The organism is Streptomyces sp. NPDC091416 (assembly GCF_044756845.1).
Classification (GTDB): domain Bacteria; phylum Actinomycetota; class Actinomycetes; order Streptomycetales; family Streptomycetaceae; genus Streptomyces.
This window is the reverse complement of sequence record NZ_JBIVTU010000004.1, coordinates 238,623-259,342: the sequence shown is the minus strand read 5'-3', so window position 1 is coordinate 259,342 and position 20,720 is coordinate 238,623. Positions and strand designations below refer to the sequence as shown.

20 protein-coding genes are annotated in these 20,720 nt (G+C 73.0%); 9 read left to right on the top strand and 11 right to left on the bottom strand.

Features of this window, described 5'->3' with window-relative positions; genetic code table 11:
• Positions 1 to 21 precede the first annotated feature (21 nt).
• The 3 genes from ACIQMX_RS14745 to ACIQMX_RS14735 form a co-directional block, all read right to left on the bottom strand.
• Entirely contained in the window at positions 22 to 723 is a 702-nt protein-coding gene (locus tag ACIQMX_RS14745) for a 2-phosphosulfolactate phosphatase (protein WP_402477925.1), read from the bottom strand.
• Between the two features lie 95 nt (positions 724 to 818).
• The gene (locus ACIQMX_RS14740; protein ID WP_402477922.1) at positions 819 to 1,862 is read right to left on the bottom strand and encodes a serine hydrolase domain-containing protein; all 1,044 of its coding nucleotides are present in this window, start codon (positions 1,860 to 1,862) and stop codon (positions 819 to 821) included.
• Positions 1,859 to 2,782 (bottom strand): IclR family transcriptional regulator, encoded by a 924-nt coding sequence (locus ACIQMX_RS14735; protein WP_402477919.1) that lies wholly within the window; start codon positions 2,780 to 2,782, stop codon positions 1,859 to 1,861. Before ACIQMX_RS14735 ends, ACIQMX_RS14740 begins: the two co-directional genes overlap by 4 nt.
• Positions 2,783 to 2,836: 54 nt before the next feature.
• On the opposite strand from ACIQMX_RS14735, the gene ACIQMX_RS14730 reads away from it, so the two are divergent.
• Genes ACIQMX_RS14730 through ACIQMX_RS14710 form a run of 5 tightly spaced genes read left to right on the top strand, consistent with a single transcriptional unit; the run spans position 2,837 to position 7,938 of the window.
• A complete protein-coding gene (locus tag ACIQMX_RS14730) occupies positions 2,837 to 4,411 on the top strand; it encodes an ABC transporter substrate-binding protein (protein WP_402477916.1) in 1,575 nt (524 codons plus the stop codon).
• Positions 4,411 to 5,391, top strand: a complete 981-nt coding sequence (locus tag ACIQMX_RS14725) for an ABC transporter permease (RefSeq protein WP_402477913.1) — start codon at positions 4,411 to 4,413, stop codon at positions 5,389 to 5,391. The genes ACIQMX_RS14730 and ACIQMX_RS14725 overlap by 1 nt, the downstream gene beginning before the upstream one ends.
• A complete protein-coding gene (locus ACIQMX_RS14720; protein WP_402477910.1) occupies positions 5,388 to 6,299 on the top strand; it encodes an ABC transporter permease in 912 nt (303 codons plus the stop codon). Before ACIQMX_RS14725 ends, ACIQMX_RS14720 begins: the two co-directional genes overlap by 4 nt.
• A complete protein-coding gene (locus ACIQMX_RS14715; protein WP_363065341.1) occupies positions 6,296 to 7,123 on the top strand; it encodes an ABC transporter ATP-binding protein in 828 nt (275 codons plus the stop codon). Before ACIQMX_RS14720 ends, ACIQMX_RS14715 begins: the two co-directional genes overlap by 4 nt.
• Positions 7,120 to 7,938: an ATP-binding cassette domain-containing protein gene (locus tag ACIQMX_RS14710; RefSeq protein ID WP_363065339.1), complete on the top strand. Its 819-nt coding sequence runs from the start codon at positions 7,120 to 7,122 to the stop codon at positions 7,936 to 7,938. The genes ACIQMX_RS14715 and ACIQMX_RS14710 overlap by 4 nt, the downstream gene beginning before the upstream one ends.
• A 38-nt stretch (positions 7,939 to 7,976) precedes the next feature.
• On the opposite strand, the gene ACIQMX_RS14705 is transcribed toward ACIQMX_RS14710, so the two are convergent.
• On the bottom strand, positions 7,977 to 8,939 hold the full coding sequence (locus ACIQMX_RS14705) for an ROK family protein (protein WP_363065338.1): 963 nt from the start codon (positions 8,937 to 8,939) through the stop codon (positions 7,977 to 7,979).
• A gap of 41 nt (positions 8,940 to 8,980) precedes the next feature.
• Here ACIQMX_RS14705 and ACIQMX_RS14700 point away from each other — a divergent pair, with 41 nt between their 5' ends.
• From ACIQMX_RS14700 to ACIQMX_RS14690, 3 genes are read left to right on the top strand one after another with little or no spacing between them, the layout of a single operon-like run.
• Entirely contained in the window at positions 8,981 to 9,790 is an 810-nt protein-coding gene (locus ACIQMX_RS14700) for a creatininase family protein (protein WP_402477906.1), read from the top strand.
• Between the two features lie 31 nt (positions 9,791 to 9,821).
• Positions 9,822 to 10,949, top strand: coding sequence for a mandelate racemase/muconate lactonizing enzyme family protein (locus ACIQMX_RS14695; protein WP_402477904.1), 1,128 nt, complete (start codon positions 9,822 to 9,824; stop codon positions 10,947 to 10,949).
• Entirely contained in the window at positions 10,946 to 11,350 is a 405-nt protein-coding gene (locus tag ACIQMX_RS14690; protein ID WP_363065334.1) for a Rid family hydrolase, read from the top strand. The genes ACIQMX_RS14695 and ACIQMX_RS14690 overlap by 4 nt, the downstream gene beginning before the upstream one ends.
• 54 nt (positions 11,351 to 11,404) lie before the next feature.
• Here ACIQMX_RS14690 and ACIQMX_RS14685 read toward each other — a convergent pair whose 3' ends face one another.
• Together ACIQMX_RS14685 and ACIQMX_RS14680 are read right to left on the bottom strand one after the other, a co-directional pair.
• On the bottom strand, positions 11,405 to 11,953 hold the full coding sequence (locus ACIQMX_RS14685; protein WP_402477901.1) for an LURP-one-related/scramblase family protein: 549 nt from the start codon (positions 11,951 to 11,953) through the stop codon (positions 11,405 to 11,407).
• Between the two features lie 124 nt (positions 11,954 to 12,077).
• Entirely contained in the window at positions 12,078 to 13,604 is a 1,527-nt protein-coding gene (locus tag ACIQMX_RS14680) for an alpha/beta fold hydrolase (RefSeq protein ID WP_402477899.1), read from the bottom strand.
• 94 nt (positions 13,605 to 13,698) lie between these two features.
• Here ACIQMX_RS14680 and ACIQMX_RS14675 point away from each other — a divergent pair, with 94 nt between their 5' ends.
• The gene (locus ACIQMX_RS14675) at positions 13,699 to 14,646 is read left to right on the top strand and encodes a MerR family transcriptional regulator (protein ID WP_363065328.1); all 948 of its coding nucleotides are present in this window, start codon (positions 13,699 to 13,701) and stop codon (positions 14,644 to 14,646) included.
• A 32-nt stretch (positions 14,647 to 14,678) separates the two neighbouring features.
• Here ACIQMX_RS14675 and ACIQMX_RS14670 read toward each other — a convergent pair whose 3' ends face one another.
• From ACIQMX_RS14670 to ACIQMX_RS14650, 5 genes are all read right to left on the bottom strand, one after another.
• On the bottom strand, positions 14,679 to 15,227 hold the full coding sequence (locus ACIQMX_RS14670) for a GNAT family protein (RefSeq protein WP_363065326.1): 549 nt from the start codon (positions 15,225 to 15,227) through the stop codon (positions 14,679 to 14,681).
• Positions 15,228 to 15,376: 149 nt separating this feature from the next.
• Entirely contained in the window at positions 15,377 to 15,616 is a 240-nt protein-coding gene (locus ACIQMX_RS14665; protein WP_363074772.1) for a LapA family protein, read from the bottom strand.
• Between the two features lie 124 nt (positions 15,617 to 15,740).
• Positions 15,741 to 17,507, bottom strand: coding sequence for a CocE/NonD family hydrolase (locus tag ACIQMX_RS14660; RefSeq protein ID WP_402478470.1), 1,767 nt, complete (start codon positions 17,505 to 17,507; stop codon positions 15,741 to 15,743).
• A 265-nt stretch (positions 17,508 to 17,772) separates the two neighbouring features.
• Positions 17,773 to 18,732: an LD-carboxypeptidase gene (locus ACIQMX_RS14655; RefSeq protein ID WP_402477895.1), complete on the bottom strand. Its 960-nt coding sequence runs from the start codon at positions 18,730 to 18,732 to the stop codon at positions 17,773 to 17,775.
• On the bottom strand, positions 18,729 to 20,717 hold the full coding sequence (locus tag ACIQMX_RS14650; RefSeq protein ID WP_402477892.1) for a prolyl oligopeptidase family serine peptidase: 1,989 nt from the start codon (positions 20,715 to 20,717) through the stop codon (positions 18,729 to 18,731). Before ACIQMX_RS14650 ends, ACIQMX_RS14655 begins: the two co-directional genes overlap by 4 nt.
• Between the last annotated feature and the right edge of the window lie 3 nt (positions 20,718 to 20,720).

The window sequence follows — 20,720 nt, the reverse complement described above, 5'->3', positions numbered from 1 at the left end:
CCGGCACAACCGCGCCACCCGTCAGGCCGGGGCCTCTTCGGTCAGCGGGGGCATCGGGTGTGGACGCAGAACCATGAGCGAGCCTTCCGAGGTCGCCACCATGGCGAAGGGGAACCGGTCGAGTTCCAGGCAGAGTTCGACGTCATCGGGGTGAACGCCTTGACGTACCCCGTCCGTCAGCTCGGTGGCGGCGCGTGACGCGGCACCGCGGCGGAGGAATTCGGCAGCGTCCGTCGCGGTCCCGTCGGCCCGTCCGGCGATGTACTGCGCGCACGCGAGGTCCTCGTCGGCCTGTCCGTCCTCACCGGTGACGACGAACGTGACGCTGTCGCTCCCCCGTGCCCGCAGCAGCCCGGCCGTCGCCTCCGCCACGACGAAGCCGGCGCACAGCACCAACCGGGCGTCCTTCACCGCGAGTGCGCCGACCGTCCCTGCCGTGGTCTTCTGCACCACGGTCCGTCCACCGAGGTCGACGGACCGCAGCAGGCCCGGCGAGTTCACGACGTCGAACCCCGGCGCGGGCGGGCCGTCCTTGAGCGCGATCCAGTCCGGGTGTTGCGCCTTGAGTGCCAGGGCTTCGTCCAGCGACCCGGCGAGAACGATCTTCTCCGCCCCACGGGCGAAGGCCCAGGCGGCCACGGTGTAGGCACGCATGACGTCAACGACGACTGCCACCGTGGGGACTTCGGTCAGGTCGGCGATGCCGAGGAATTGAGTCTTCATCCACGTCATGATCACGCATGCCGGATCCGCGGCCCCCGGAGAGTGCCGCGGATCACAGCAATCGTCTCGGCATGCGACATCGCGGGCCGCGCCGCTCACGCCCCGATCGTGTGGAACTCCCGCCGCAGCTGCGGGAATCCGCGTTCCTCACGGCTGGGATGCACGCGGTTCGTGAGCAGAATCGCGTAGCGGCGGGCCTCGGGGTCGATCCACAGGCTCGTGCCGGTGAATCCCGTGTGCCCGTACGACGCCGGACCGAAGCTGTCCCCCACCGGCGAGCCGGCCGGGTCCTGTCCTTGCCAGGCCAGTGCGCGGCGCAGGTTGAGGTGGTCCGTGCGCGGGGCGGTCATGACGGTCAGGGTGTCCGGCTTCAGAAGCGGCTCGCCGCCGCCGAGCAGACAGCGCGCGAGCCGTTCCAGGTCCGTGAGGGTGGCGAAGAGGCCCGCGTGCCCGGCGACACCTCCGAGCACCACCGCGTTCTCGTCGTGCACCTCTCCGACGACGGTCCGGCCGCGCCAGGGGCAGGCTTCGGTGGCCACCGCGCGGGCGCGTCCTGCGGGGCCCGGCCGGAAACCGGTGCCGGTCAGGCCGAGGGGGGCGCTGAGGAGGTCGGTCATCAGGTCGTCCAGGCCCCGGCCCGCGGCCTGTTCGGCGATGAGGCCGAGCAGGATGAAGCCCTGGGAGGAGTAGGTGACCCGGGTTCCGGGCTCGGCATTGCGCGGCAGCGGACCGAGCGCCGTGAGCAGCGATTCGCGGGTGGGGTGGTCGCGGTAGAGAGGGACGCCACCGGGCAGGCCCGCCGTGTGGTCGAGGAGTTGGGCGACGGTGCGGGCGGCGTGCGGGCTGTCGGAGTAGCGGGCGAGGTGCTGCCCGACCGTGTCGTCGAGGCTCAGGACGCCCCGGTCGACGAGGGCCATGACGACCAGACCCACGATCGGCTTGGTCACCGATGCGAGGTCCCAGAGGTCCTGGCCGTCCAGCGCCGGTCCGTCGAGCGCGCGGGTGCCGGTCCAGCCTCGGTCGTACGGGCCCGCGGCGTCGCCCAGCGACCAGGCGGCGCCCGAGTAGAGGCCCCGCGCCCGGCCGTCGTCCAGGAGTTCCCGGCGGGCAGCGGCGTGGCGTGCGTCGTCGGCACTCATCGGGTCTCCTCCGCCTCTTCGCGCCCGTTCGCGGGCGTCCTGGTGTCCTTGACGCCGCCTGCGGTTCGCGCCGGGACCAGTCCCAGCCGGGCACCGGGCTGCGCGGCCAGGCTCGTCGACACCGCGGCCGCGGCGGAGGCCACCATCGGCCCGTACAGTCGCGCGGCGGCTTCGTCGAGCGTGAAGGCGAGTCCGGTCAGCACCAGGGCGCCGACCGCGTGGCCCGCCGCGTCGCGCACCGGGGCGGCGAGCGCCCGCCGGTCGGCCCAGGCGTCGCTGCCGTCGAAGGCGTAGCCGTCCCTGGCTGCCGCGGTCAGTGCCTCGCGGGTCGTTTCATCGGCCGGCGCGCCGTCGGGACCGGCCGACAGGAGCGCGCGCTCCTCGGCGGGCAGAGCGGCCAGCAGGGCGAGGCCCGCCGCTCCCGCGGTCACGTGCTCGCGGGTGCCGGGGCTCAGATCGAGGCCGAGTCCTTGTGCGGGCGCCGCCACGTCGAGATGGATGACGGTGCGGTCGTCACGCACCGCGTAGGAGGCGAACAGGCCTGTGCGTACGCGGAGTTCGTCCAGGACCGGGCCGACGCGGCGCAGCGCCGCGTCGTCGGCGAGCGCGCCCGCCGCGAGCCCGAGGAGTCGGGGGCCCGGCCGGTAGCTGCCGCCGGCGGCCGCTTCGGCGTAGCCCGACGCGGCGAGGGCGCGCAGCAGGCGGTGCACGGTGGGTTTGGCGAGTCCCGTCCGGCGGGCGAGGTCCGCGAGGCGGTGCGGCGCGCCCGGGCCCGCGAGGGCTGCCAGCACCTCCATCGCTTTGTCGACCGGCCCGGGCGCGGGCGGAGCGGCGGCGTCCGCATCCGGGCCTTCTGACACGGCGGCTGACACGGCGGCGGGAGGCCGCTGCTGCGGACGACTGTTGACCGGTTTCCCCATGTGGCCTACCTTACCCGAACTGCATTCCATTCACCGGAACGAGCGTGTTGTCCAATGGAACGAATATGTGAAGGGGGAGGCGGCCCGCGCGTCGGGTACTCCCGCCGGTCGGCGCTGCGCCTGAGCGGTCTCGCGGTACCCGCCCTCGTCGCCCCGGCTCTGCTGACCGGATGCGGAGCGCCGTCGGCGGCCTCCGCCGGCAATGTGCTGCGGGTCTCCCAGACCGGGGACCCCAAGACGATGGATCCGCACAAACAGGGCGACATGACGTCGATGAACGCCCTGATCAACATGTTCGACACGCTCACCACGCGGGGCCGCGACAACTCCCTCCAGCCACGGATCGCCGTGTCCTGGAAGGCCGTCGGGCCGAAGGTGTGGCGGTTCGAGCTGCGTCGCGGCGTCACTTTCCACAACGGTGAGCCGTGCGACGCCGAGGCGGTCCGGTTCAGCATCGAGCGGCTGCTCGACCCGGCCACGAAGTCGCCCATCGTGGAGCTGCGTTACGTCGAGCGCGTCACCGTGGCCGACCGGTACACGGTGGACGTGCACACCTCGGTGCACGATCCGATCCTGCCCGCCAAGCTCTCGCTGTTCGGCGGCGTCGTGGTTCCCCCGCGCTACCTGGCGGAGGTCGGCGACGAGGGCTTCGCCGCACACCCGGTGGGTACCGGCCCGTTCACCTTCCGGCGCTGGCAGCGCGACCACGAACTGCGCCTCGCCGCCTACGACCACCACTGGCAGGGCCGCCCGCACGTCGACGAGCTCGTCTTCGTTCCGGCCCCCAACTCGTCGTCCGCGCTGGCCGCCCTGCAGAGCGGCGGCGTCGACATCGTGGCCGGCATGACCCCGGACGCCGCCCAGCAGCTGGCCGGATACCCGGGCGTGCGGATCGACCATCACACCGGCATCCGCACCTCGTACCTGTCGCTCGACACCCTGACCGAGGGGCCGTTGCGCGACCGGCGCGTACGGCAGGCGCTCAACCACGCCGTCGACGTACCGCTGCTCATCAAGGCGGTGCTCGGCGGCAACGCCACCGAGGTCCCGGCGATGATCCCGCGCGGAGCGTTCGGCTTCGACAAGTCCGTGAAGCCGTATACGCGTTCGCTCGCCAGGGCCCGTGCGCTGCTGGCCGCGGCCGGGCACCCCGACGGCATCAGCACGTCGATCACCGCCTCCAATCTGGACGCGAACGTCGCCGAGGCCATCTCGGGCCTGCTGGCCCGCGCCGGCATCCGCGCCAAGGTGAACCTGCTCGACCCCGGCACGTACTCCCAGCGGCTGACCTCCAGCAACCACGGCGCCCTCGGCCCCATGTACCTGGCCGCGTCCACCGTCTGGACCATGGACGGCGAGAGCATGCTCCAGTCGAACGTGCGCAGCGACCGGCGGCAGAGCCGCTGGCACGACAAGCGCGCCGACCGGCTCGTGGACCGCGAGGAGCTGTCCGTGGATCCGGCCGTGCGCCGCCGTGCCTTCTCCGAACTGCAGCAACTGATCAAGGACGAGGCGCCGTTCGTGCCCCTGTACCAGATCGACAACATCTATGTGCACAACACCCGGCCCAGCTGGACGCCCGGCGCCGCAGGGGTACTGGACATGGCGAGCGCGAAGGTGGCCGTGTGATGAGCCAGACCCTGACCGCGCCCGGCGCGCAGGTCGCCGGACCCAGCCGCGCGTGGACCTTGCTGCGGCCCGCCGCCGCCCGCCTGGGCACCGCGCTGCTGGTGCTGCTGTGCACCGCGACCGTCGCGTTCTTCCTGGTCCGCCTTTCCGGCGACCCGGTGAAGGTGATGCTGCCGCCCGACGCCACCGCCCAGCAGGAAAACGTGCTCCGGCACAGCCTCGGCCTGGACCGGCCGCTCGTCACGCAGTACCTGGATTACCTCTGGGGCCTGCCGCGCTTCGACTTCGGCAATTCCCTCTTCTACAACCAGCCGGTCCGCTCGGTCCTCGCCGACCGCATCCCGGCCACCCTGCTCCTCGCGGCAGGCGCCCTCGTGGTGACCCTGGTGATCGCCCTGCCCGCCGGCACGATCGCGGCGATGCGCCGCGGCAAGGCCGCCGACCGCGGCGTCATCACGGCCGTCCTGATCGGCCAGTCGACACCCGCGTTCTGGGTGGGCATCCTGCTCATCCTCGTGTTCGCCGTCGGCCTGCACGCGCTGCCCGCCTCCGGGTACGGCACGTTCGCGCATCTGGTCCTGCCGTCGATCACGCTGGCCGTCTACTCGGTCGCCGTCGTCGCGCGGCTGCTGCGCTCCTCGCTGATCGACGTGCTCGGCTCCGACCACATCCGTACGGCCCGCGCCCGCGGCCTCGGCCCGGTGCGCACGGTGCTGCGGCACGGGCTGCGCAACGCGTCGCTGCCCGTGGTGACGGTCGTCGGCCTGGAGGTCGGCAGCCTGCTCGGCGGCGCCATCCTCACCGAGCAGGTCTTCTCCTGGCCGGGCGTCGGTCAGCTGACCGTGCAGGCCATCGCCAACCGCGACTTCCCCCTGGTACAGGGCACCGTGCTGCTGTTCGCCGCCACGTTCGTCGTGGTGAACCTGCTGGTGGACCTGTCCTACGGCCTCCTCGACCCGAGGGTGAGGAACTCCCGATGACCACGACCACCACCGCCCCCGCGGCCACCGCCGCCGCTCCCGCCCCCGCCTCTGCCCCGCCGTCCGTGCTGCGCTCGCTGCTGCGCAACCGGCTCGCCGCCGTAGCGCTCCTCTTCCTCCTCCTGATCGTCGTGTGCGCCCTGTTCGCACCCCTGATCGCCCCCGCCGACCCGGGCGCCCAGAACCTCCTCGGCCGGCTCCGGCCCCCCGCCTGGCAGTCCGGCGGCAGCGCGGACCATCTCCTCGGCACCGACCAGCTCGGGCGCGACCTGCTCTCGCGGGTCATCTACGGCACCCGGGTCTCCCTCCTCGTGGGCGCCGGAGCGGCCCTGCTGGCCGGGGTCATCGGCACCGTCGCGGGCCTCGCCTCCGGCTACCTCGGCGGCTGGACGGACCGCGTCGTCATGCGCGTCGCCGACGTCCAGCTGGCCTTCCCCGCCATCCTGCTGGCACTCGCCGTCGTCGGCTTCGTCGGCTCGGGCCTCGGCTACGTCATCCTCGTGATCGGCATCACCGGCTGGGTGTCGTACGCCCGCGTCGTGCGCTCCGAGGTGCTGTCGCTGCGCACCCGCGACTTCGTCACCGAGGCCCGCGCGATCGGTGTCGGTGACAGGACGATCATGCGCCGGCACCTGCTGCCCAACGTCATGGCCCCGCTGGCCACGATCGGCACCCTGCACATCGCTTCGGCCATCGTCGCCGAGGCCTCGCTGAGCTACCTGGGCCTCGGCGTTCCCAAGGAGACGGTGACCTGGGGCGGGATGCTCTCGGACGGGCAGCTCTACCTCGGCACGTCCTGGTGGATCGCCGTCTTCCCCGGTGTCGCGCTCATGCTCACCTCGCTGTCCATCAACATCCTGGGCGACGCGCTGCGCGACGTCGCGGACCCGAAGGCGTACCGCCGATGACCGACTCCGCACAGACCCCGCCGTCCGCGCCCGTCCTCGAGTTCCGGGACCTGCGCGTCGACTTCGCGCTCGCCTCCTCGACCGTGCACGCGGTGCGCGGGGTGAGCTTCGCGGTGAACGCCGGTGAGACCCTCGCCGTCGTCGGCGAGTCCGGCAGCGGCAAGTCCGCCACCGCGCTGTCCGCGCTGCGCCTCAACCCCGAACCGCCCTGCGTGTACGCCGGAGGGCAGGTGCTGCTCGACGGCAAGGACGTACTCGCCCTGCGCGAGAAGGAGTTGCGCAAGGTCCGCGGGGCCCGCATCTCCATGGTCTTCCAGGACCCGATGACCAGCCTCGACCCCTTGCAGCGGGTGGGCGACCAGGTGTCCGAGGTACTGCGTCTGCACGGCGACCACACCCGCGCCGAGGCGCGCCGGGCGGCGCTGACCGCACTGGACGAGGTCGGCATCCCCGACCCGGAACGGCGCTACGGCCAGTACCCGCACGAGCTCTCCGGCGGCCTGCGCCAGCGCGTCATGATCGCCTCCGCGCTCGTGGCCCGCCCCAGCGTCCTCATCGCCGACGAGCCCACCACGGCGCTCGACGTGACCGTGCAGCGCCAGATCCTGGAGCTCCTCGTGGGCCTCCAGCGACGCCACGGCATGGCCGTCCTGCTGATCACCCACGACCTGGGCGTCGTCGCCGAGACCGCGGACCGGGTCGTCGTCATGCGGCACGGCGAGGTCGTCGAGACCGGCGGCGTGCAGCAGGTGTTCACCCGCCCCACCGCCGCGTACACCCGCGATCTCCTGGCCGCCACTCCCCGACTGGAGCCCGTCGCATGAGCACGAACCCGCTGCTGGAAATCGACGGACTGCGCAAGGAGTTCCCCGGCCGGCCGCCGAGCGTCGCCGTCGACGACGTCTCCCTCACCGTCCGGGAGGGCGAGACCTTCGCCCTGGTCGGCGAGTCCGGCTGCGGCAAGACCACACTGACCCGGCTGCTGCTGAGACTGCTCGAACCCACCGCGGGCAGCGTACGGTTCGACGGCACGGACCTGCTGGCGCTGAACGGCGCCGCGCTGCGGCCGCTGCGCCGGCAGATGCAGGTCGTGCTCCAGGACCCGTACTCCAGCATGAATCCGCGGCTGCGGATCGCCGACATCGTCGGGGAACCGCTCGTCACCCACGAGGAGTGGGCACGCGGGCGGCGCGGCCGGGCCAGGGTGCGCGACCGGGCCGGTGAGCTCCTGGACTCCGTCGGCCTGGACGCGAGCATCCTGGACCGGTACCCGCACGAGTTCTCGGGCGGTCAGCGCCAGCGCATCTCCATCGCACGGGCCCTGGCCCTGGAGCCGCGCCTGGTCGTGCTCGACGAGCCGACGAGCGCCCTGGACGTGTCCGTGCAGGCCCGCGTCCTCGACCTGCTCGCCGAGCTCCAGGACCGCCTCGGGCTGACCTACTTCTTCATCTCGCACAACCTGGCCGTCGTCCGTCAGATCGCCGACCGGGTGGCCGTGATGCGCCAGGGCCGCATCGTCGAGTCCGGGACCGCCGACCAGGTGTTCACCGCGCCCGAGGACGCCTACACCCGGCGGCTCCTGGACGCGGTACCGGTACCCGACCCCGGCCGCCGGATCCTGGGGAGCGTCCCGGCATGAGGCGCGTACCGGAGCCCGCCGGCCCGGCAGGGTCCTCCCTAGAACCGGGGCCCCGACAGGACCAGGCCCGCCGCCCCGAGCAGGGCGCCGGTGTCCGCGGCCTCGCCGAGCACCACGGTGGGGACCTCGCCCCCGCCGAGGACGTCGGCGCGCAGCCGGGACTCGACCAGGGCCCGGAACGGCTCACCGCCGTCGAGGGCCTCTCCGTGCAGGACGAAGAGTCCGCACGCGAAGAGCTGCTGGACGGTGGCCAGGCCGAGCACCAGGTTCTCCGCGTACCGCGCGACGAGACCGGCGGCGTCCGGGGTGCCGGAGGCCGTCAGGGCCGCCAGGGTGGCCGCCTCGGGAGCGAGACCGTGCTCGGCGGCGCGCTCACGCAGCCAGCGGGTCGTCGCCACGGTCTTCCAGCAGCCACGCCGTCCGCAGGTGCAGAGCTCGCCGCTCGCGGTGACCGTCATATGGGCGCCGCTGCGGCCGCCCGCCGGGGCCAGCACCTCGCCCTCGTACAGGATGCCGACACCCAGGACCTCGCCCGTCGCGACGGAGGCGAACGAGCGCCGGCCGCGCCCCGCGCCGAACCAGCGGTCGCCGAGCACCTGGACCCGCGCCCGGTGCTCGATCCGCACCGGGACTCCGGTCAGCTCCGCGAGCCGGCCCGCCACCGGGTAGCCGCGCAGCGCCGGGGCGTCGTTCACCTCGATGATCCGGCCCGCCGCCGGGTCCACCACACCGGCGGCGGCCACGCCGACGCCGAGCAGGTCCTGCCCGGCGAACACGGCGGCCGCCTCCCGCAGCGCCGCGTCGACGACGGCCGGGTCGGCGCTGCCCGCGTCGAAGCGGGCCTGCGCCCGCTCTCGGACGGCTCCGGAGCGGGTGAGCAGCGCGGCGCGCACGAGCCCGGGCAGTACTTCGGCAGCGCCCAGCACACCGACGTCCCGACCGGCCGGCTCCTCCGGCTGCGGATCGGGTACCAACCGCAAAGGAATACGTTCATGCGCCATGCGCCGACTCTGTCATGCCCCCGGACCGGGGAGACAGCGGCATGACCCACCGCAATCTGACCGAGGCCACCTGGCGCGAGACACGGGCGGCGGCGGCCGGCTCGATCGCCGTCCTGCCGATCGGTTCGCAGGAGCAGCACGCCGAGCACCTGCCGATGGGCACGGACACGATGCTCGCCGACGCCGTCGTCTCCCGGGCCCTGGCCCTGCTGGACGAGCGGGCCGCCGCGGGAGAGGACGTGCCGGATCTCGTACGCCTGCCGACGCTGCCGTACGGGCACAGCCCGCACCATCTTTTCGCGGCGGCGCTGACCCTGTCCGCACCGGTGCTCGGCCTGGTCCTGGACGAGCTCCTCGACTCGCTGGCCGCCTGCGGCTACCGCCGGGTGCTCGTCGTCAACGGACACGGCGGCAACGACGAGATCATGCGCCTGGCGGTCAAGCGTTTCGCGCTGCGCGCCGAGGTGACGGCGGCTGCCTGCTCGTACTGGACGCTGACGGACACCGGCGAGCCCGAGGCGGACGCGGACGGCCCGGACGAGGGCCACGCCGAGCTGGTGCCCGGGCACGCGGGCTGGTTCGAGACGTCGCTGATGCTGGCCGCACAGCCGTCGCTGGTACGGACCGAGCGGGCCCGGCACGCGCCGGTCGAGCCGCCGCCCCTGTTCGACAAGCCGCCCTACCCCGGGCTGACCGTGGAGCGGCACGGCGAGTGGGAACGGGTGGGCGGCGCCACCGACGACGCGGCCGGCGCCGACGCCTCGCACGGTGAGCGACTGCTCGACCGGCGCGCCCGCGGCCTGGCCCGCGCGGTGCTCGCCTTCGACGCCGCGTCGCGTCCCCTCGCCTGACCCTTTTCCCCTCACACGTAAGGAACCGTTCATGAAGATCACCGAGGTCGACGTCCACGTCGTCAATCTGCCGCTGGTCAACCCGTTCACCAGCTCGTTCGAGACGAAGACCGGGGAGACGCGCACCGTCGTGCGGATCAGGACGGACACGGGCGTGGAGGGCTGGGGCGAGACGATGTGGGGCCGCCCGGTCGCCGCGATCGTCCGCGATCTCGCCGAGGACCTGATCGGCACCAGCCCGTTCGCCCTGGAGTCGTTCCACCGCCGCCACCACATGGTGCCGTTCTTCTACGGCTACCTGGGATACGCCGCGCTGGCCGCGATCGACGTGGCCTGCTGGGATGCCATGGGCAAGGCCACCGGGCAGTCGGTGACCGATCTGCTGGGCGGGCCGGTCCGCGACGAGGTGCCGCTGACCGCGCTGATCACCCGGGCCGACGCGCCCGGCGCCGCCGCGGGCGACCTGCCGCGGGCACTGGCCGAGCACACCGAGCGGGTGGTGGCCGAGGGCGGGTTCACCGCGGTGAAGCTCAAGGGCACCAAGGACGTCCAGGGCGATGTCGCGATCCTGCGGGCGGTGCGGGCCGCGCTGCCCGAGGTGAACCTGCGCGTCGACCCGAACGCCGCCTGGTCGGTGCCCGACTCGATCCGGGCCGGCATCGCGCTGGAGGAGCTGGACCTGGAGTACCTGGAGGACCCGTGCGTCGGGATCGAGGGAATGAGCCAGGTCCGACAGAAGGTCCGTATCCCGCTGTGCACCAACATGTGTGTGGTCCGCTTCGAGGACTTCGCGCCCGCGATGCGCCTCAACGCGGTCGACGTGATCCACGGTGACGTCTACAAGTGGGGCGGCATCGCTCCGACGAAGGCGCTGGCCGCGCACTGCGAGACGTTCGGTCTCGGCATGAACCTGCACAGCGGCGGTGAGCTGGGCATCGCGACGGCCGCGCATCTCGCGGTCGTCGCCAGCACCCCGGTGCTGTCGCGCGCCATCGACTCCATGTACTACCTGCACGCGGACGACATCATCGAGCCGCTCACGCTGGAGAACGGCAGCCTGCGGGTACCGGACGGTCCGGGGCTCGGCGTCACCGTCGACGAGGAGAAGCTCCGCCACTACGCCGAGGTCAACGCACGCGAGGGAGACCTGACCAAGTGACGACCGACAGCCTCCGCACCGGCCGTCGCGCCGTCACCACCGCCGGTGCGCCCGCGCCGATCGGCGGATACAGCCAGGGCATCGCGGCGGGCCCGTACCTGTTCACCTCCGGGTTCGGCCCGCAGGACCCGGTCACGGGCGCGCTGGGCGACACCATCGAGGAACAGACCCGCCAGGTCCTCGCGAACGTGAGCGCACTCCTCGCCACGGACGGGCTGACGCTCGACGACGTGGTGAAGGCGACGGTCCATCTCCAGGACGTGCACCGTGACTTCGCGGGCTTCGACCGGGTCTACCGGGAGCATTTCGGCGACCCGCGTCCGGTCCGCACCACGGTCGGCTCGGAACTGATGGGCATCCTCGTGGAGATCGACGTGGTGGCGCTGCGCCGCACGCCCTGAACCTGGCACGCGCACGCGGGCCGGCCGTCGTCGACGGCCGGCCCGCGGCGCCCGTCAGTCCCCGGGGTGGGCCATCGCGTCGATGGCGACCGCCGCCGCCAGGACGGTGGCGGGGTCCGCGCCCGGGCCGACGTCGAGGCCGTAGGTGTCCCTGAGGCGGAACCACTTCTTCGACACCTCGGCCACTTTGTAGCCGTCCCGCTCGATCGTGTACTCGTGGTCGAGGATGTTGCCGACCACGCGCAGGTCCTCGCCGTCCTCCTGCTTGATCCGCCACCGGTCGCGCAGGGGTCCGATGACGGCCTTCTTGACGATGGCCACGCGCTGCCCGTCGGCGTCCTCGATCGCCATCGAGTCCTTGATCCGCAGCGGCCGGCTCTGCACCGTGGCGACGCGCCGGCCGTCGCGGTCCTCGATGTGGTAGGTCCGCCGCGCCCGCAGGGCCTTGCCGTTGACCTTGTACCGATGGTCGCCGGACTCGTCGTCGATCCAGTAGTCGTCGCCGATGGAGATCATCTTCTGCCGCATCCGAAAGCGGGTCACGCCCTCGCCGTGGTCGAACGCGCGATTGGCGTGACGGCGGTCCTTGCGCTCCTGGAACATCGCGTGTCCTTCCCGCCGTCGGTCGAGGGCATCGGACCGGATTCCGTGACGGCAGTCCCACCTTTCCTATCCCGCTCGCGGCGGACCCGCACCTTTTGCCAGGCGCCCCGGACGGACGGGCGCCTCAGGCGAAGAGGTGTCCCCGCACCGATCGCATCGCGTGGTGCACGGCCTCGCGCGACTCCTCCGTCCGGTCGAGGGCGTCGAAGGTGTGGCGGCCGTTCGGTACGTCGATCACCTCGGTGTCCGCACCGTGCTTCGTGGCCGCGGTCAGGAACTCCTCGACCGTGGCGGCGATCCCGGGCATCTCGCGCCCCACCCGGGTGATCACGAGGGGCAGGGTGCCCGCTCCCGCCACCGCGTCGGCCGGGCGGAACCCGGTGTCCACCGGTCCCCAGGCGGGAATCGGGACCAGGACCGGGTAGGAGGCCGCGAGGCAGCGCAGCCAGGCCGGGGGCCGGCTCAGCCAGGGCGCCGAGAGCAGGCCGCCGCCCGAGAAGAACCAGAGCGCGATCCGGTCCGCGTCCACCCGTGGATCGGCCCGGACCAGCTCCACCGCTGCAGCCACGTCCGCGGCGGCGCGTGGGTAGCCGGACATGGCGTGCAGCCGGTGGTCGAGTGTCGCACCGGCCATCCCCTCCGCCGCCGCGTACCGGGCGTACCCCTGAAGGAGCGGCCAGTCGCGCGGGGTCGGCTCGAATCCGGCGGGCACCGGCCCGCCGTGCACGAACACCACCGCGGGCCGGGGGCCCTCGGCGTCCGGCAGGTACAGATCCACGTTTCCGGTCCGCTCGCGCGGGCATTCCGGCACGTCCACCACGAACGGCCGCAGGTGGGCGGGGCGTTCCCCGGAAGCGGGCGGCACGAGATGGTGTCCCCCGCCCGCGGCGGACCGCAGCAGCACGTCGGCCAGCTCGGCCGGCATCGACAGCATCGGCCAGTGCCCGGTGGGAAGTTCGAAGAACGACACGTGCGGCCCGGCCAGCGGCAGGAGCGCCGGGTCGCCGAAGTCGACCCGCTGCTGGACCATCGCGATACTCGAACCGTTCGCGTCGCACAGCACGCCGGTGACGGGCAGTGCGCCGACCGCCCCGGTCAGCCGCAGCGGCTGGAGCAGCGTGGCCAGGGGCTGCGGCGAGGCCAGGCCGGTGAGCCGGTCCAGCGCCGCTTCGGGGATTCCGGCGGTGCTGCCCCAGCGCTGCCACGCCTCGCGGTCCGGAGGAGCCAGGTCCTCGCCGGTCCCTTCCCCGGCGGCCCGCCCTGCCAGGTCCTCGCGCAGCGCCGCGTCCGGCACGGTGGCCAGGGCCGGCACCCCGTTCTGCCCCGGCCCCGTGTCCAGGAAGACGATCCGGCCGATGCGCTCCGCGCGCCGGTCGGCGGCGCCCAGCGCCGGGTAGGTTCCGTAGCCGTGGGCCACCAGGACGATCCCGTCCTCCGGGCGGGTTGTGGCGGCGACCGCGTCGATCACCGCGAGCACGTCCGCGATGTGCGTCTCCAGGTCGATGGGCCCCGACGCGTCGCCGCGTGAGCCGCCGAGCCCGGCCAGGTTCACCGTGTGCGCACCGGCGCCCGCCGAGACCAGGTGTGCGGCGGTCTCCTGCCACACGTGCGCGCCGGTGAACATGCCGGGCACCAGGATGAATTCGGTCATGGTCCGCTCCTCGGTGATCGTCGTCGGCGGACCGGTCCCCTTCGCCCGGCCGCCCTCGCCGGTACCGTAGAAGCTCCCTCAGAGGGAGGTTCAAGTGTCCACCTCGCACGACGGCCTGTGCGGCATCGGCGAACTGGCCGAGCGCGCGGGCGTCACCGTCAAGGCCGTCCGCTTCTACTCCGACAACGGCCTGCTGCCGGAGGCCTCCCGCAGCCCGGGCGGACATCGCCGCTACGGTCCCGACGCGCTGGACCGGCTGCGCCTGCTCCGCTCCCTGCGCGCCCTCGGGCTGCCCGTGCGCGAGGTGCGGCGCGTCCTCGACGAGGAGGGCGACCGGGCGGACGGTGTACTGGAGGACGCGGTCGCCGGGCAGCTGCGCGCACTCGGCTCCCAGCTCACCGCCCTGCGCTGGCGGGAGGCGGGGATGCGGCTGGTGCTGGAGTGCCCGCCCGGGGAACGGGCCGACCGGCTGCGCCTGATCGGGGCGGTGGCCACGCCGCCGAGCACGGCGTCGCTGGTCCGGTTCTGGCGTGCCTGGCTGCCGCCGCGGATGCCGGCCCGGGCGAGGGCCGCGTTCCTGGAGGTGGCGGTGGTCCAGCCGCCCGACGACCCCGAGCCGGCCCAGGTCCTCGCCTTCGCCCGGCTGCACGCCCTCGTGACGCGTCCGTGTCCGGGCGCCGAACAGCCCCAGCCCGAGGCCCACAAGGCCGGGGGTTCCCGTGCTCCCGCCGTCCTGTACGCGGGTCTCGCGCAGGCCTACGAGCTGGCCGGCACCCAGTTGCGCCGGGGTGCGGGGCCCCGCCCCGGGCAGGAGCTCGACAGCTTCGTGGACGCCTACGCGAGCGCGTACGGCTGCCGGGACACCCCTGCCTTCCGCCGTCTGCTCACCGGTCAGCTCGCCGCCGACCCACGGATCGACCGCTACTGGGAACTGACGGCCGGCGTGATCACCGCGCCCGGCGGTCCGCCCGAGCCGACCCCGGGGACGGCGCACGACTGGCTGTTCGCCGCACTGGACGCGCAGACCGCGGCGGCGGGCTGAGGCGCGCGGCGCCCACGGCTGCCGCGCCGGCGTCAGCGCGTCTGCGCCGTGATCGCCCACCGCTCATGGTCGCGCCAGGCCCCGTCGATGAAAAGGAAGTCGGGCGAGAAGCCCTCCAGGCGGAATCCCGCCTTGCGCACCAGCGCGATCGAAGCCGTGTTGCCGGGCTGGATGTTGGCCTCCAGGCGGTGCAGGCCGAGCGGTCCGAAGGCGTGCCCGAGGACCAGGCCGAGCCCCTCGCTCATCAGGCCGCGGCCGGTCGCATGGGCGAAGCCGCCGTAGCCGAGGGCGCCGCAGCGGAATCCGCCCATGACGATGTTGTTGATGTTGATGAACCCCGCGATCGCGCCGTCGTCCGCGCTCCCGTCGCGCTCGCACACCAGGAACCCTGCCTTCGCCGGGTCCTCGATGAGCACTCCCGCGTAGGCCGCGTACGTGTCGGCAGAGGCCGGCGGGAACAGCCAGGGGTGGTGCAGTTCCCGGCTCTCCCGGGCCCGGGCGGTGAACTCGTCCGCATCGGCGTGGGTGAAGGGGCGGATCGCCGTGCGCGGCCCCTGGGCCAGGAAGGTGGTGTCGGACATCGGGCCAGCCTAATGGCTGTCCCGTACAGCGAAACCCGTCCCCGGGCGCGGGTTCCGCCGGGCCGGGCCTCCCTGGTCCGAACGGCAGAATCCGCCCCGCCCTGTGCCGCCCGGCGGGGCCGGGCGGCACAGGGCGGGGCGGGGCGGTGCTACTTGGTGCGCCTGCGGAAGACGTACGCCCCGCAGGCCATGCCGGCCAGGAACATCACGATCAGCCACACGTACAGCGGCATGGTCACCAGCGGGACGATGAGGCGGACCTCGACGTCCTCGGTGTTCTCCGCGATGAACACGATGGACAGGACCGCGATGATGATGACGAGAATGCGAGCGGGTGTGAACGCACCCGTGCTGCTCTTGCTGCCGCTCGACACATCCTTCGGGCTCATGAAGCGGCCCCTTCCCTGGGTCTGCTGCGTCACCGCCCCCGGAGCACCAGGATGACGCCGTCCGGGTGCCCGGGGGCGGTGCTGTACGGCCATTCGGGTGACGGCCGTGCCCCGTGCCCCCGCGTCATTTCCCCGTACCGCCCACCACCGGCAGCTCCAGCACTCCGGTGTCCCCGGGCGCGCTGACGACCGTGACGGGCTTGATGCCCCGGTTGCCGAAGTACGCGCTGTCGCTGGCGGCGATCGCGAACTCCAGCCGGTGCCCCGCCTCGTACCGGTGCACGATGCCGGGCAGCTGGACGGTGAAGGGGCGGGTCACGTCCGGCACCCGGACCGGTGAGACGAGCCGGTTCACCAGCGTCCTGCTGCCGTCCGGCGCGACGTCGTACACCTTGGCGAACAGGACGAGCCTGTCGGCGGCGTCACCGCTGTTCTGCACGCGCTCCGTCCTCGGCGAGACGACCTTCAGCGTGGCCTTCGGGGCTCCGACGACATCGACCGGCGAGGCGAGCGGGGCGCTGGTCCAGCCGAGGTAGGTGCCCTTGGTGTCGTACGGCTTCGGGTCGGGCAGCCCGATGAGACCGGCGAGCGAGCTCTCCGAGTGGCTGGTGGGGATCAGCCAGTTGGTGTACTGGCGGCTGCCGCGTGCGACCTCGGAGCGGTGGTCGACGAGTGCGCCGTCGCCGGACAGGTACATCGTCCGCGTCAGGCCGGGGACGGCGTCCGCGGTGCCGTAGCCGCTCTGCCAGTCGCGGTAGTAGGCGAACTCCGGTCCGGTGTCGGTCGCCGTCCCGTGGCGGAGGTAGCGGTCGAACCAGGCGAGGATCCGCCCGCCTACGTAGCTGCTCTCCAGATTGCCCCGGCCCAGGTCGAGTTCACCCTCCACCTGGCCGCCGCTGTGACCCCAGGCCTGCCAGATCATCTTGGCCGTGGTGCCCTGCTCCTTGAGCGTCCGGTACGTGGCGGTGGCCTCGTTCAGGTTGAACAGACTGTCGGCCTGTCCCTGGATCAGCAGAGTGGGCGCCTTGACGCGGTTCAGGTAGGAGACGGGTGAGACGCCGCGCGCGTAGGCGAGCATCGCCGCGGTCCTGTCGTCCGGGTAGCGGCCGGAGTTGAGCAGCCGGATCGTGTCGCAGGCCTGCGCGGCGAAGTGGAGGCAGTCCAGGCTGCCGAAGCGGGACGGGTCGAGGCTGGGCGCGAGGACCGTCTGCCCCTCCCCCATCAGGTAGAAGCCGTTGGTCCACTGCCACTTGAAGACACCCGCGGTGCCGGAGGAGACGCCCCGGGCCGCGCCGGTGTTGTTGGGGGCGAGCGCGTAGCCGAGGTCGTTCCAGGTGATGAGCGGGACGAGGGCGTCGACACGGGGGTCGACGGCCGCGGTGGCCATCTGGATGGCTCCGCCGTACGAGCCGCCGATCATGCCGACCGTGGGGTCTCCGGGGCCGTCCTGGCTGATGAAGTCGGCCTGGGTGCCGTCGTCGGCGGCGCGCGTCCCGCCGAGGAAGTCGACGAGGGCCGATGCCGCCCTGCCGTCCGTCTCCGGGTCGTCGAGCGTGATGAGGCAGCCGGACTTGCCGAAGCCCAGACCGGAGTAGACGAGCCCGGCGTAGCCGCGCGAGGCGAACGCCTTGCCGATGCCGTCGGTCGAGCCGTCCGACTTGCTGCCGCCGAAGCCGTTGGTGGCGAGGACGGCGGGCACCGGGTGCAGCGCGTCGGCTCCGGCGGGACGGTAGAGGTCGGCGTCCACGGTGCAGTAACGGCCACCGGCGGGCACGGTGAACTTCAGCGGGGTGACGGTGTACGCGGCCGTGGCCGCCTGGGCGGTGCCGGCGAGCGCGAGGGGTACGGCGAGCGCGGCTCCGGCCAGGAGCGCGAGTGGTTTGCGGGACAGCGGCTTCGACGACTTCGACCGGGACCGGAAGCGGGAACCGGAGACAGCACGCGACACGAGGACCTCCACACCGAGGACACCTTACCGACCGGTAAGTATTGGGCCGCGCTCATGCTGTGACACAGGTCATAGCCGTGTCAACGCCCAGGACAGCGTTTCTGAAGGTTGTTCAGCTTCTCCGCATCGCGTCCCGCCCACGCCCACGCAGGCCGCACACGGCGAAGGCCCCGGCATCACGCCGGGGCCTTCGCCGTGTACCGCCCGATCAGGTCAGCGCCGAGACCTCGACCGTGAGGGTGGCCCGGCCGCCGTCCGCCGGAGCGTCCAGCACGGCGGGCACGCCGAGCGGAATCGTCAGCCCGGTGGGCCCGTGCCCGAATCCGAGCTCCTCGACGACGGGCACGCCCAGGGGGCCGAGCCGGTCGGCGAGCACCGCGCGGACCCGCTCGTAGGGTCCGCAGCCCGCCCAGGAACCGCAGACCACCCCGGCCACACCGTCGAGCGCGCCGGCCCGCAGCAGCTGGGTGAGGATGCGGTCGATGCTGTACGGATCCTCGGTGGTGTCCTCGATGACGAGCAGTCCGCCACGGGCCGAGGTACGGCCGTGCGGGGTGGCGAGGTCGGCGGCGAGCAGGCTGACACAGCCGCCGTAGGTGATGCCCCGGGCCCGTCCCGGCACCAGGGCCCTCGCCTCGTCCAGCCCCAGCGTCATGACCGTCTCTGGTTCGAACAGGGTGGCGCGCAGCGAGTCCTGGGTCCGCGGGTCCTTCAGGAAGGTCTCGGTGCCCACCATCGGGCCGTGCAGCGTGGCGAGCCCGGTCCGCAGGGCGAACGCCTCGTGGAGCACGGTGATGTCGCTGTAGCCGACGAAGACCTTCGGTCCTGCGGCCCGCATCGCCGCCCAGTCCACCAGATCCACCATGCGGTGGACCCCGTACCCGCCGCGGGCGCAGATCACCGCGTCCACGGACGGATCGCACCAGGCGTTCTGGAGGTCCCGGGCCCGCGCCTCGTCCGCGCCGGCGAGGTACTCCAGCTCACGGTGCACGTCGAGCACATGCGGCATCACGAGCGGGTCGAGCCCCCAGCCCCGCAGGAGGTCGAGGCCCGCCTCCAGCCGGTCGGCGGGCACCGGCCCGCTCGGGGACACGACGGCGACCCGGGCGCCCGCGCGGAGCCGGGCGGGACGGGTCAGGGGCGCCAGGGCCGCGCCGTCGGTGGTCACTTCCTCAGCTCCAGCCGCGGCACGTCGGTACGGTCGATGCCGAACGTCTGGGCGTACAGGGAGAGTTCGGCCTCCAGCGCGCTGATCATGGTCTCCGCGCGCCGGAATCCGTGCCCCTCGCCCGGGTAGGTGAGGTAGGCGTGCGGGATGCCGCTTCCCTCGACCTCGGCCAGGAACCGCTCGCACTGCACGGGCGGGCAGATCGGGTCGTCCTCCCCCTGAAGGATCAGGAAGGGGGTGGTGAGCCTGTCGGTCCGGTTGATCGGGGACCTGTCCCGGTAGCGGTCGGGAACCTCGGCGAGCGGGCCGACCAGCGACTCCAGGTACTGCGACTCGAAGTCGTGGGTCTCGTCCGTGCCCCAGCCGGTCAGGTCCAGGATGGGGTAGATGATCGTGCCGCAGGCGTAGACGTCCGTCCCGGTCAGCGAGGCGGCGCTGGTCCAGCCCCCGGCGCTGCCTCCGCGGACGGCGAGCCTGCGCGGGTCGGCAGCGCCCTCGGCGGCCAGCGCCCCGGCGACGGCGGCGCAGTCCTCGACGTCGACGATGCCCCACTGTCCGCGCAGCCGGTTGCGGTAGGCGCGGCCGTAACCGGTGGAGCCGCCGTAGTTGACCTCGGCGACACCGATGCCGCGCGAGGTGAAGTAGGCGATCTCCAGGTCGAGCACGAGCGCGGCATGACCGGTCGGACCACCGTGGGCCCACACCACGTAGGGCGGGAGCTCGCCGTCCGGACCGGTCCGGTCGGGGCTGTGCGGCGGGTACACCTGGGCGTGGATCTCCCGGCCGCCGGGGCCGGTGAACGTACGGACGACGGGCTCCGGGTAGTACGACGGGTCGACCGCGTCCTCGTGCGGTGCGCCGATGATCCGGGTGTGCCCGGTCGCGGTGTCCAGTTCCACGATCTCGTACGCGCTGCGCGGGCTCGCCGCGATGCCGATGACGCGGCTGCCCTGCACGGCGAGCGTCTCGGCCCATTCGGTCCAGGGTCCGGCGATGTCGACGATCTCGCCCGTCTCCGGGTCGAGGATGCCGAGGGTGGTGGATCCGCTGCCGTGGAGTGCGGCGATCATCCCGTTGTCCAGCGGGCAGAACCAGTTGAGCCCGATCTTCCACAACGGGCCCGCGAACTCCTCGTCGCGGACGCAGAGTCCGCCGACGGTGCCGCGGTCCGGATCGGCGCGGTAGAGGTTCCACCATCCGCTGCGGTCACTGGCGAACAGCAGCTGTCCGTCGGGGGTCCAGCGGACCTGCGGTACGGATTCCTCCGGACCGCCCGTGAAGCTGCGCGCGTTGTGGAAGGTGCCGTCCTCGCCGATGTCGGCGAGCATCACCTCGGTGCCGTCCCACGGCATCCGCGGGTGGTCCCAGGCGATCCAGGCCGCGCGCCGCCCGTCGGGCGAGACCTCGGCGCCCGTGACGAACCGGTGCCGGTCGTCGGAGAGTTCGCGTACCGCGGACCGGTCACCGGCCGCCGATCCGTCCAGCGGCACGGCGGCGATCACCCGGCGCAGGTCGGTGGGTGCCTCGCCGGTGAACTCCTCCAGGACGCACCAGACCTCGCCGGCCGCTCCCCGGTCCGGGTGCAGCCTCGGGTCGGCCCAGCGCAGTCCGCCGCCGGTCGCGGAGACGGGCGTCAGCGGCCAGGGCTCACGGGGGCCGTCGGGGGCGTAGGCGTACAGCCGCTGGTCGTCGAAGTGGACGAAGACGATCAGCGGGCCGCCCTCGGCGCGCACGGTCCCGGCCCACGGCCGTCCGCCGTACTCGATGACGCGGCTGCGGGCGTTCCACGGCGCGGGCAGCTCCGTGGAGGTGCCGTCCGCCGAGTGGCGGACCAGGGCGCGCCGGCCGGCCTCGGCCGGGCGCGGCTCCGTCCACCACAACTCGTCGCCGACCGCTCCGACGTACTCGGGCCGGCCGTCGCGGGAGGCGGCCAGCGCGGCGTCGATCGGTGACGGCCAGCTTCCGTAGGCCTCAGTGGATTTCATGAT

Excerpts from the sequence above, each read along its gene's own strand:
- ACIQMX_RS14745 (WP_402477925.1), bottom strand. The coding sequence starts at position 723 with ATGAAGACTCAATTCCTCGGCATCGCCGACCTGACCGAAGTCCCCACG.
- ACIQMX_RS14740 (WP_402477922.1), bottom strand. The coding sequence starts at position 1,862 with ATGAGTGCCGACGACGCACGCCACGCCGCTGCCCGCCGGGAACTCCTG.
- ACIQMX_RS14735 (WP_402477919.1), bottom strand. The coding sequence starts at position 2,782 with ATGGGGAAACCGGTCAACAGTCGTCCGCAGCAGCGGCCTCCCGCCGCC.
- ACIQMX_RS14730 (WP_402477916.1), top strand. The coding sequence starts at position 2,837 with ATGGAACGAATATGTGAAGGGGGAGGCGGCCCGCGCGTCGGGTACTCC.
- ACIQMX_RS14725 (WP_402477913.1), top strand. The coding sequence starts at position 4,411 with ATGAGCCAGACCCTGACCGCGCCCGGCGCGCAGGTCGCCGGACCCAGC.
- ACIQMX_RS14720 (WP_402477910.1), top strand. The coding sequence starts at position 5,388 with ATGACCACGACCACCACCGCCCCCGCGGCCACCGCCGCCGCTCCCGCC.
- ACIQMX_RS14715 (WP_363065341.1), top strand. The coding sequence starts at position 6,296 with ATGACCGACTCCGCACAGACCCCGCCGTCCGCGCCCGTCCTCGAGTTC.
- ACIQMX_RS14710 (WP_363065339.1), top strand. The coding sequence starts at position 7,120 with ATGAGCACGAACCCGCTGCTGGAAATCGACGGACTGCGCAAGGAGTTC.
- ACIQMX_RS14705 (WP_363065338.1), bottom strand. The coding sequence starts at position 8,939 with ATGGCGCATGAACGTATTCCTTTGCGGTTGGTACCCGATCCGCAGCCG.
- ACIQMX_RS14700 (WP_402477906.1), top strand. The coding sequence starts at position 8,981 with ATGACCCACCGCAATCTGACCGAGGCCACCTGGCGCGAGACACGGGCG.
- ACIQMX_RS14695 (WP_402477904.1), top strand. The coding sequence starts at position 9,822 with ATGAAGATCACCGAGGTCGACGTCCACGTCGTCAATCTGCCGCTGGTC.
- ACIQMX_RS14685 (WP_402477901.1), bottom strand. The coding sequence starts at position 11,953 with ATGTTCCAGGAGCGCAAGGACCGCCGTCACGCCAATCGCGCGTTCGAC.
- ACIQMX_RS14680 (WP_402477899.1), bottom strand. The coding sequence starts at position 13,604 with ATGACCGAATTCATCCTGGTGCCCGGCATGTTCACCGGCGCGCACGTG.
- ACIQMX_RS14670 (WP_363065326.1), bottom strand. The coding sequence starts at position 15,227 with ATGTCCGACACCACCTTCCTGGCCCAGGGGCCGCGCACGGCGATCCGC.
- ACIQMX_RS14665 (WP_363074772.1), bottom strand. The coding sequence starts at position 15,616 with ATGAGCCCGAAGGATGTGTCGAGCGGCAGCAAGAGCAGCACGGGTGCG.
- ACIQMX_RS14650 (WP_402477892.1), bottom strand. The coding sequence starts at position 20,717 with ATGAAATCCACTGAGGCCTACGGAAGCTGGCCGTCACCGATCGACGCC.